9 protein-coding genes and 5 tRNA genes are annotated in these 7023 nt (G+C 70.2%); 8 read left to right on the top strand and 6 right to left on the bottom strand.

Going from position 1 to position 7023, the window contains the following annotated elements; translation table 11 throughout:
- Positions 1-146: 146 nt before the first annotated feature.
- On the bottom strand, positions 147-605 hold the full coding sequence (locus tag ACFTZL_RS37965) for a TIGR02611 family protein (protein WP_382592894.1): 459 nt from the start codon (positions 603-605) through the stop codon (positions 147-149).
- 191 nt (positions 606-796) lie between these two features.
- Between ACFTZL_RS37965 and ACFTZL_RS37960 the strand changes: the two genes are divergently transcribed.
- Both ACFTZL_RS37960 and ACFTZL_RS37955 read left to right on the top strand, forming a co-directional pair.
- Positions 797-1210, top strand: a complete 414-nt coding sequence (locus ACFTZL_RS37960) for an SsgA family sporulation/cell division regulator (RefSeq protein WP_004002642.1) — start codon at positions 797-799, stop codon at positions 1208-1210.
- A gap of 307 nt (positions 1211-1517) precedes the next feature.
- On the top strand, positions 1518-2078 hold the full coding sequence (locus ACFTZL_RS37955) for a CGNR zinc finger domain-containing protein (RefSeq protein ID WP_382592891.1): 561 nt from the start codon (positions 1518-1520) through the stop codon (positions 2076-2078).
- Between the two features lie 87 nt (positions 2079-2165).
- Here ACFTZL_RS37955 and ACFTZL_RS37950 read toward each other — a convergent pair whose 3' ends face one another.
- Positions 2166-2321: a hypothetical protein gene (locus ACFTZL_RS37950; RefSeq protein WP_382497674.1), complete on the bottom strand. Its 156-nt coding sequence runs from the start codon at positions 2319-2321 to the stop codon at positions 2166-2168.
- A 157-nt stretch (positions 2322-2478) separates the two neighbouring features.
- A complete protein-coding gene (locus ACFTZL_RS37945) occupies positions 2479-2925 on the bottom strand; it encodes a hypothetical protein (protein WP_382592888.1) in 447 nt (148 codons plus the stop codon).
- Between the two features lie 163 nt (positions 2926-3088).
- Between ACFTZL_RS37945 and ACFTZL_RS37940 the strand changes: the two genes are divergently transcribed.
- Entirely contained in the window at positions 3089-3616 is a 528-nt protein-coding gene (locus tag ACFTZL_RS37940; RefSeq protein ID WP_382592885.1) for a DsbA family protein, read from the top strand.
- A gap of 19 nt (positions 3617-3635) precedes the next feature.
- Here the strand turns inward: ACFTZL_RS37940 and ACFTZL_RS37935 are convergent, their stop codons facing one another.
- From ACFTZL_RS37935 to ACFTZL_RS37925, 3 genes are read right to left on the bottom strand one after another with little or no spacing between them, the layout of a single operon-like run.
- Positions 3636-4460: a GNAT family N-acetyltransferase gene (locus ACFTZL_RS37935; protein WP_382592881.1), complete on the bottom strand. Its 825-nt coding sequence runs from the start codon at positions 4458-4460 to the stop codon at positions 3636-3638.
- A gap of 54 nt (positions 4461-4514) precedes the next feature.
- Positions 4515-5336 carry an aminotransferase class IV gene (locus tag ACFTZL_RS37930; protein ID WP_382592878.1) on the bottom strand — a complete coding sequence of 274 codons (822 nt, stop codon included), beginning with the start codon at positions 5334-5336 and terminating at the stop codon, positions 4515-4517.
- Positions 5333-6376 (bottom strand): chorismate-binding protein, encoded by a 1044-nt coding sequence (locus ACFTZL_RS37925; RefSeq protein WP_382592875.1) that lies wholly within the window; start codon positions 6374-6376, stop codon positions 5333-5335. Before ACFTZL_RS37925 ends, ACFTZL_RS37930 begins: the two co-directional genes overlap by 4 nt.
- A 178-nt stretch (positions 6377-6554) precedes the next feature.
- On the opposite strand from ACFTZL_RS37925, the gene ACFTZL_RS37920 reads away from it, so the two are divergent.
- The 5 genes from ACFTZL_RS37920 (at position 6555) to ACFTZL_RS37900 (ending at position 7023) form a co-directional block, all read left to right on the top strand.
- A tRNA-Gly gene (locus ACFTZL_RS37920) sits at positions 6555-6627 on the top strand.
- Positions 6628-6664: 37 nt separating this feature from the next.
- Positions 6665-6738 (top strand) — tRNA-Cys (locus ACFTZL_RS37915).
- A gap of 1 nt (position 6739) precedes the next feature.
- A tRNA-Val gene (locus tag ACFTZL_RS37910) sits at positions 6740-6811 on the top strand.
- Positions 6812-6837: 26 nt separating this feature from the next.
- Positions 6838-6909 (top strand) — tRNA-Val (locus tag ACFTZL_RS37905).
- Between the two features lie 43 nt (positions 6910-6952).
- Positions 6953-7023, top strand: a tRNA-Val gene (locus ACFTZL_RS37900).

Below are 7023 nucleotides of genomic sequence, written 5' to 3'. Positions count from 1 at the left end.
CGATACTGGGTTCGAACCAGTGACCTCTTCGGTGTGAACGAAGCGCTCTCCCACTGAGCTAATCGCCCGGATGCAGGAAGAACATTACCCCATGTCAGGGGGTGCCTGTGACCAGCACGGGGTCGGCTCCGGCACCCCCTCGCGGCTCACTGGTCCTTGATCTTCCACGGCATGACTATGCCGAACTTCCACACGTAGAAACCGACCAGTACGGCCACGATCACCAGCCCGATGGTCGTCAGGATGATGTTCCGGCGCCGCACCCTGGGGTCGAGGGCGCGCTGCGCCGCCTCGGTGACCTTCCGCTTGGTCCAGCGGAGCACGAGCTGGGCCCACACGAACTCGGTCGCCCAGATCGCCATGCCGCCGAAGATCACGACCCAGCCCGGCCCGGGCAGGGGCAGCATGATGATGCCGGCCACCACGACCGCGAGCCCGATGACGAAAACCCCGACCTGCCAGCTCACGTGCAGCGCTCGGCGCGCTTTGATGAATTCCGGCGCCCGCGAGCCGAGCCCCTGCTCTTGCTCGCTGCGCACCTCGTCCGTCCCCGTCTCGTCCGATGCCACGGCCACCTCGCCCGGCTCGTTACTCCCCGTATTCATACGGCCAAACACTACCCGAGCGAAACCAGTCACCGGAATGGACGCACGGCGCGAACGATCTCTCGGCCGGAAGAGTTACGTAAAGGCACGCAAAACACTCAGAGGGGTTTACAACGGCACCGTAGGTGGCATGTCGATTTCGCCGACGTGCGAATCCCCGAGCGCACACTGAGCGAAAGGCCCTGGCGCTTATGAACACCACGGTCAGCTGCGAGCTGCACCTGCGCCTCGTTGTGTCGAGCGAGTCCTCCCTGCCTGTCCCCGCAGGCCTGCGGTACGACACGGCCGACCCCTACGCCGTGCACGCCACCTTCCACACCGGAGCCGAGGAAACCGTCGAGTGGGTGTTCGCCCGCGACCTCCTCGCCGAGGGACTTCACCGCCCTACCGGCACCGGCGACGTCCGCGTCTGGCCGTCGCGCAGTCACGGCCAGGGCGTCGTGTGCATCGCCCTGAGCTCACCGGAGGGCGAGGCCCTGCTCGAGGCCCCGGCACGGGCCCTGGAGTCCTTCCTGAAGCGGACCGACGCCGCCGTGCCGCCCGGCACGGAGCACCGGCACTTCGACCTCGATCAGGAGCTCTCGCACATCCTGGCGGAAAGCTAGGGCGAGGCCCTCACAAAGCCGCCCGGCGCCGTCGACTCGGGGAGACGGCTCGGGCTTGGACAACCGCATACGGGATACACCGGCGCCGGCACCGCGGATCACGCGGAGTCGGCGCCGGTTCATGTGCGCCGGCGGGCGGTCACGGGAACGGCCGTCGTCACTGTCGGTAGGCGGGAACCATGGCGGGCCCGACGGCGTTCTATTCGAAGCCATGTGCGGGCATGTGGGCGGTCCAGTGGATGCGGAGCCATTACCATCGGCCAGCATCGGCGGGCGCCTGCCCGACCCCCAGGCCAGGGAGCGAATCGTGCTGATCACCCACGACACCCGGTGTGCCCTCGACACCGTGGTCGATCTGGTGAACACCGCACCGGAGGACGAGACGGCGGCGGACGGGCTGCCGGACGTGACGACGCTGACGGACTTCGTGGGCAACCACGAGATCAGCGACGTCGGAGTGCTCTCGGAGTTCGACCTCTCCGCGGTGCGGAAGATCCGCGGGCGGTTCGCCTCCGTCTTCGCCGCCCCCGACGCAAGGGCCGCCGCCGGCCTGATCAACGAGCTGGTCGCGGCCGCCGGCACCACACCCCGGCTCACGGACCACGACGGCTACGACTGGCATGTGCACTACTTCGCACCGGGTGCCTCCGTCGCCGACCACCTGGCGGCCGACTGCGGGATGGCACTGGCCTTCTTCGTGGTCGCCGGGGAGCAGGAGCGGCTGCGGCGGTGCGAGGCGCCCGACTGCCGCCGCGCCTTCGTGGATCTCTCCCGCAACCGCTCCCGGCGGTACTGCGACAGCCGCACCTGCGGTAACCGCCTGCACGTGGCCGCGTACCGGGCGCGCCGCAAGGAGGCGGCCGGCTGACAGCCGTCGCCGAGATTCGAGGGACTCCAGAAGCCCGTCGATGCCGACGCGGCCCCGGCGGGTGACGCCGGGTACCGCGGGTACGGCTCACAGCCACAGCAGATCATGCAACGAGGCCATGAGCAGCAGACACCCGATCACCGCAAGAAAGATCATCAGCGGTGGCTGGGAAAGGGCGAAGAGACAACCACGTGGCTCGTCCTGCGGCGGCGCGGGGTCGCTCTGTCTCGTCGTGTCCAGCATCTCGCGGCGATGATGACGCAGTCGCCCGCCCAGGCGCGATCAGCACCCTCGTTCCGTGCGGGAGTGCGCTGATTCCGTGAGGTCCGGGCCAGGTTGTGATCACTTCCGCGCGCCCCAGGACCCACTGTGACGATTCAGTCCGGCGCGCGGCCGGCCGTCATATGCCGTGCTTCTTGAGGATGGCCTCGATATCGCTGAAGTCGTCCTCACCCCGGGACGCCGCCGCGGGCCGGGTGGCCGGGCGGGAGCTCTGCCCGCCCTGCCCCAGGGAGGGCGCCGAGGCCGCCGGGGCCACCGCCTCGGGCCGGTCCGCCGCACGGGCCGCCCTGCGCTCCTTACGGGTGCCGCCGCGGCGGCGCTCCACGACGCGGGTGGTCGCGAACAGCGCCCACGCGAGGCCCAGCACACCGAAGCCCGCCCAGGCGGTCGGGCTGAACGCGGTGTCGGCCAGCCATTCGACGACTCCCGTCATCACCAGGCCGATCGGCACGAGCGAGTACGCCGCGATACGGGCCGCGGCCAGGAAACGCTTGCGGTACGCCGTGATGGCCGCAATGCCCAGGCCTGCCGCGGACACGGCGGAGCAGACGGTCTCGGCAATCATCCGGTCCTCCAGGCGTGGCGCGGTCGGGCAGGTGCACTTCGTCCCTTCCATCCTGCACCCGCCGCACCCCGGCGGGCCATGCCTCGCCCCCACATCAGGGAGATCTCCGGGTCGCCTCCTCCGCAGGTGCCGGTGCAGGTCTACGGGCTGGAAGACTGTCGGCATGAGCGACTCCTCCCCTGCCCCGTCCGCCGCCCCCGTCCTCGAGATCTGGTGCGACCTCCAGTGCCCGGACTGCCGCACCGCGCTGGACGACCTCCGATCGCTGCGCGCCCGCTACGGCGATCGTCTGGAGCTGCGGCTGCGGCACTTCCCCCTGGAGAAGAACAAGCACGCCTTCGCCGCCGCCCAGGCCGCGGAGGAGGCATGGGAGCAGGGCCGGGGATGGCCGTACGCCGAGGCCCTGCTGGGGCGGGTGGAGGAGCTGGCCCGTAAGGGAGAACCCTTCCTGGTCGAGGTGGCCCGCGAACTGGACCTGGACGCCGAGGAGTTCGACTCCGCGCTGATCGACGGCCGGCACATCCTGATCGTGGACGCCGACCAGGCCGAGGGCAAGGCGATCGGCGTGACCGGCACCCCGACCTACGTCATCGACGGCGAGCGGCTCGACGGCGGCAAGAGCCAGGAGGGGCTGCTCGAGCGGATCGAGGAGATCGCGGACCGGCTGCTGGCCGGGCAGGAGCAGGGCTGACCCGGCCCCTGCGGGGCCCCTACACCAGCGGCTTGTACATGGCGTACTGCTGATTCTCGTAGCCGAGTGACGCGTAGAGCCGTTCGGCCGGGGTGTTGCCGGCGAAGACGTTGAGGCCGATGGTCCGTCTGCCCTCGGCGATCGTCTGGGCTTCGGCCACCAGCATGAGGGTGCGGCCGTGCCCCTTCCCCCGGTGGGCGGCCCCGGTCTCGACGTCGAAGACGAAGGCGTTGTCCTTGCGCACCCCGAGCCACAGCGTGCCCACCGGTGTCCCCTGGTGTTCCACGACGCTGATGGGCATGCCGGGGGTGGCGAGGCCGCCGGGCAGCAGGGCGGCGTGGTCCCGCTCCGACTTGGCCCGGGCCTCGGCCTCCGGCACGCCCCGCTCGATCCAGCTCCGCGCGTAGTCCTCCTTGCCCTTCTCCAGCCAGGGGCCGAACTCCGCCTCGGTCATGGGCCGGGCCCGGCTGCCCCGCGGCAGTTCCGGCGGGGTGTCGCCGAGCGGCTTCTCCATGACGCGGTTGCGCACGACGTAGCCGAGCGCGGTGGCGAGCCGGAACGCCGGCTCGGCGTCGGCGGGCACCGTCGCCTCGATGCGACGGCACCCCCAGCCGCGCGCCACCTCCTCGGCGGCGAGCGCGGCCACCGTGCCCCGGCCTCGTCTGCGGTCCGGTTCCTCGATGCGCACTTTCATGATCCGGGCCACCGCGTCGCCGAACACGGGATGCGTGCCGAGGTGTATCGCCCCTACGGGACGGCTGTTCACACACACCTGGAAGCGGCGTGAGCGCGTCCCGTCGGCGTTCTGCTGAAGCGGCTCGGTCGGCCGCAGGGTCGTGGTCATCAGGGGTGTTCTACCCGCAACAAGGCCCCGGGGCAGCCGAATATGCGAGGGCTGTCAGGGATCGAGGTCGTGCCCGGAACGCTCGTCGAAGATCCGCATGGCCTTGGCGGTCACCGGGCCCGGCGCGCCCGGCAGCTCACGGTCGTCGACACGGTGCACGGCCTGCACGTCCCGCAGCGTGGACGTCAGGAAGACCTCGTCGGCCCGCTCCAGCACGTCCAGCGGCAGATCGGTCTCCCGGGCACCGGTCCATGCGATCGCATAGGCGCGCGTGATGCCCGCGAGGCAGCCCGAGGCGAGCGGCGGAGTGTGGATCTCGCCGTCGAGGACGACGAAGACGTTGGACCCGGTGCCCTCGCAGAGCTGTCCCACCGTGTTGCCGAACAGGGCCTCGGACGCGCCCCGTTCGCGGGCGCGGGCGAGGGCCACGACGTTCTCGGCGTACGAGGTGGTCTTCAGGCCGGTGAGCGCGCCGCGCTCGTTGCGGGTCCAGGGGACCGTGATCACGGCGGTGGAGTCGGGGCGCCGGTGGGTCGCGCCGAGGGCGACGACGAGGGTCGGGCCGCGCTCGCCGCGGTCGGACCCGAGCGGGCCGTGGCCGCCGGTGTAGGTGATCCGGAGGCGCCCGAGCGGCGCGGGGTTGGCCTCGAGTACGGCGGCACAGGCGCGGCGCACCTCGTCGTGGTCCGGGTCGGGCAGGCCGAGGCCGCGCGCCGACCGGGTCAGCCGGTCGATGTGCCGGGTGAGCGCGAACGGCCGGCCGTGCACGGCCTTCACCGTCTCGAAGATGCCGTCGCCCACGGTCAGTCCATGATCGAAGACGGAGACGCGGGCGGACTCGCTGTCCTGCAGCCTGCCGTCGAGCCAGATCTTCACGTCAAGTCCTCTCCATTCACCTCATACCCTCCCGACGCTATCGCGAGCAGCCGGGCGGCCTTCAGCTCGGTCTCCCGCCACTCCCCCTCGGGATCCGAGCCCCAGGTGATGCCGGCACCGGTGCCGAAGCGCAACACGCCGTCGGCCCGGTCGATCCAGAACGTACGAATCCCGACGGCCAGCTCACCGGCCTGCCGGTCGGCGTCCACCCAGCCGATCCCTCCGCAATACGGCCCTCTGGGCGCCGTCTCCAGCGCGTCGATGATCCGCAGGGCGCTCGACTTGGGCGCGCCGGTGACCGATCCGGGGGGAAAGGCCGCGCCGAGCAGCTCGGCCCAGCCGGCCCCCTCCCCCAGCTCACCGCGGACGGTCGACACGAGATGGACCAGCCCCGGATGCTTCTCGACGGCACACAGATCGGGCACCGTCACACTGCCCGTGGCACAGACCCGCCCGATGTCGTTGCGGACCAGGTCCACGATCATCACGTTCTCGGCGTAGTCCTTCTCCAGCAGGTCCGCCTCGGTGCGGCCGGTGCCCTTGATGGGTCCGGACTCGACGACCCGTCCGTCGCGCCGCAGGAACAGTTCGGGTGACGCGGTGGCGATCTCCACACCGTGACCGGGCAAGCGGATCGTTCCTGCATACGGCGCCGGGTTACCGCGGGCCAGCAGCGCGGTGAGGGCGTCCACGTCGGCGCCGGGCGCGACGGGCGCGGACAGCACCCGGCACAGATTCGCCTGGTAGACCTCGCCGGCCGCGATGTGCTCGCGGATCCGCCGAACGGCTGCCGTGTACGCGGCGTGGTCGAGCGAGGACGTCCAGTCGTCCGCCGCCGGTGCGTGCCATGCGCCGGGCACGGGGGCGGGCACCGGCCGCTCCCGCACCTCACTGAAGCGGGCGCAGGTCAGACGGCCCTCGAAGTCGGCGCAGACGGCCCAGAAACCGCTGGATTCCAGGGCTTCGGGATCGTCGGTGACGTCGAGGAGCCCGGTGGCGACGCGGTCGCCGAAGCGGACCAGAGGAAGGAGCTCGGACACACACTCGAGTCTATGGCGGTGTCCAGGGGGTGACCGGAGGATGTCCCTTCCGGAGGCTCCGCGGCATCCCTGAGCAGGGGAAGCGCAGCACGCTGCACAAACGCGTTTTTGTGCTGGCCCCGGAATCCGCTAGAGTTCAACACGTCGCCGGGCCGCGAGAGCGGACCGGAAACGACAAGCGGACGTAGCTCAGTTGGTAGAGCGCAACCTTGCCAAGGTTGAGGTCGCCAGTTCGAACCTGGTCGTCCGCTCGCAGGAACAGGGGGCTTCCGGGCCCCCTGCACTCCTGGTGGAGTGGCCGAGAGGCGAGGCAACGGCCTGCAAAGCCGTCTACACGGGTTCAAATCCCGTCTCCACCTCCAAGGACGATTAGCTCAGCGGGAGAGCGCTTCCCTGACACGGAAGAGGTCACTGGTTCAATCCCAGTATCGTCCACTGGATCTGCTCGAAGATCCGTACCCGCGCGATTAGCTCAGCGGGAGAGCGCTTCCCTGACACGGAAGAGGTCACTGGTTCAATCCCAGTATCGCGCACGCAGTGCCCATGATCCGCTGCACCGAGTGGTCATGGTCCCGAGGACGATTAGCTCAGCGGGAGAGCGCTTCCCTGACACGGAAGAGGTCACTGGTTCAATCCCAGTATCGTCC

The organism is Streptomyces sp. NPDC056948, from assembly GCF_042674225.1.
Classification (GTDB): Bacteria; Actinomycetota; Actinomycetes; order Streptomycetales; family Streptomycetaceae; genus Streptomyces; species Streptomyces purpurascens.
Note: the sequence above shows the minus strand (reverse complement) of the source record. Positions and strands in the feature narration are given on the sequence as shown.

What these genes read in the sequence shown, in the direction of transcription:
- ACFTZL_RS37935 (WP_382592881.1), bottom strand. Translation starts at nt 4,460, where the DNA reads ATGACCACGACCCTGCGGCCGACCGAGCCGCTTCAGCAGAACGCCGAC.
- ACFTZL_RS37940 (WP_382592885.1), top strand. Translation starts at nt 3,089, where the DNA reads ATGAGCGACTCCTCCCCTGCCCCGTCCGCCGCCCCCGTCCTCGAGATC.
- ACFTZL_RS37945 (WP_382592888.1), bottom strand. Translation starts at nt 2,925, where the DNA reads ATGATTGCCGAGACCGTCTGCTCCGCCGTGTCCGCGGCAGGCCTGGGC.
- ACFTZL_RS37960 (WP_004002642.1), top strand. Translation starts at nt 797, where the DNA reads ATGAACACCACGGTCAGCTGCGAGCTGCACCTGCGCCTCGTTGTGTCG.
- ACFTZL_RS37965 (WP_382592894.1), bottom strand. Translation starts at nt 605, where the DNA reads ATGAATACGGGGAGTAACGAGCCGGGCGAGGTGGCCGTGGCATCGGAC.
- ACFTZL_RS37950 (WP_382497674.1), bottom strand. Translation starts at nt 2,321, where the DNA reads ATGCTGGACACGACGAGACAGAGCGACCCCGCGCCGCCGCAGGACGAG.